The organism is Pseudomonas sp. P5_B2 (genome assembly GCF_056400445.1).
The window spans coordinates 1-1,280 of record NZ_JBFULH010000935.1; the positions used below are offsets into that span (position 1 = coordinate 1).

The following is a 1,280-nucleotide window of genomic DNA, read 5'->3' on the forward strand; positions in this document are numbered from 1 at the left end:
CCCCAGCACCATGCGCCGTACCGTCGAGCAGGCCAAGCGCTTGGGCGTGGCCATCGGCGCACATCCGGGGTTTCGCGACCTGGTTGGTTTTGGCCGTCGGCACATCAATGCCCCGGCCCAGGAACTGGTCGACGATATACTCTATCAGTTGGGCGCCCTGCGTGAACTCGCCCGGGTTCAAAGTGTGCCCTTGCAGCACATCAAACCCCACGGTGCGCTCTACATGCACCTGGCCCGAGACGAAGAAGCCGCCCGTTTGCTGGTGGAAAACCTTCAGCGTCTGGAACCTGAATTGCTGCTGTATTGCATGCCCGATTCGGTGATCTGGCGGGTCGCCACAGACCTTGGCCAACCCGTGATTCGCGAATTCTACGCGGACCGTGAATACGACCTCAGCGGCTCCATCGTCTTTACCCGCAACGTGCGCGCTTACGATCCGGCCCAAGTCGCCGCACGAGTACTGCGCGCCTGTCAGCAAGGCGTAGTGCGCACGGTCGATGGTGAGGACCTGGCCATCGAATTCGATTCCATTTGCTTGCACAGCGACACACCGGGCGCACTGGCGTTAGTCGAAGCCACGCGCGAAGCACTCGATGGCGCGGGAATAGTGGTACGAGCACCGCGCTGAGACCAATCGAAAACACTCGGCACAGAGATGCCAGAGTTTGCACACCGATTCACTTTTTGCCTGCCTTTCTACAACTATTCCAAGAGGAACAGACATGGCCGAACACACAGTTATCACCCCGTTGCCGGGAACCTTCTATCGCAAAGCCACCCCGGAATCGGCGAACTTCGTCGAGGTCGGCGCGCAGGTAGGCGCCGACACGGTAATTGGCCTGATCGAGGTCATGAAGCAGTTCTCCGAACTGACCGCAGGGACAGCCGGTCGCCTCAGTGCCTATTTGGTAGAAGACGGTGATCCGGTGGAGCCGGGTCAAGTCGTCGCAACACTCGACGACGAGTGAGGGCGCGATCATGACCCAAGCCATTCATAAACTGCTGGTCGCCAACCGTGGCGAGATTGCCGTGCGGATTATCCGCGCCGCCAAAGAACTGGGAATTCCCACCGTTGCAGCGTGCAGCGAGGCGGACGTCGATTCCCAGGCCGCGCGCATGGCCGATGAGGTGCACATTCTTGGCCCGGCCCGTGCCGACAAAAGTTACCTGAACGTCGAGGCTTTGCTCGGTGCCTTGAAAGCCACGGGCGCCAACGCGGTGCATCCCGGTTACGGCTTTTTGTCGGAGAATGCCGATTTCGCCGAAGCGGTGGTGGCTGC

At 60.5% G+C, this 1,280-nt stretch carries 3 protein-coding genes; all 3 read left to right on the forward strand.

Annotation, left to right across the window (positions count from 1 at the left end):
* A partial coding sequence (locus AC1DRJ_RS28125) for a 5-oxoprolinase subunit PxpA (protein WP_477805017.1) occupies nucleotides 1–628 on the forward strand: 628 nt, incomplete at its 5' end.
* Between the two features lie 94 nt (nucleotides 629–722).
* A complete protein-coding gene (locus tag AC1DRJ_RS28130) occupies nucleotides 723–968 on the forward strand; it encodes an acetyl-CoA carboxylase (RefSeq protein WP_477805018.1) in 246 nt (81 codons plus the stop codon).
* 10 nt (nucleotides 969–978) lie between these two features.
* The coding region (locus tag AC1DRJ_RS28135; protein ID WP_477805019.1) for a biotin carboxylase N-terminal domain-containing protein at nucleotides 979–1,280 on the forward strand (302 nt) is incomplete at its 3' end.

Coding starts and splice junctions, on each gene's coding strand:
- AC1DRJ_RS28130 (WP_477805018.1), top strand. CDS start 723: ATGGCCGAACACACAGTTATCACCCCGTTGCCGGGAACCTTCTATCGC.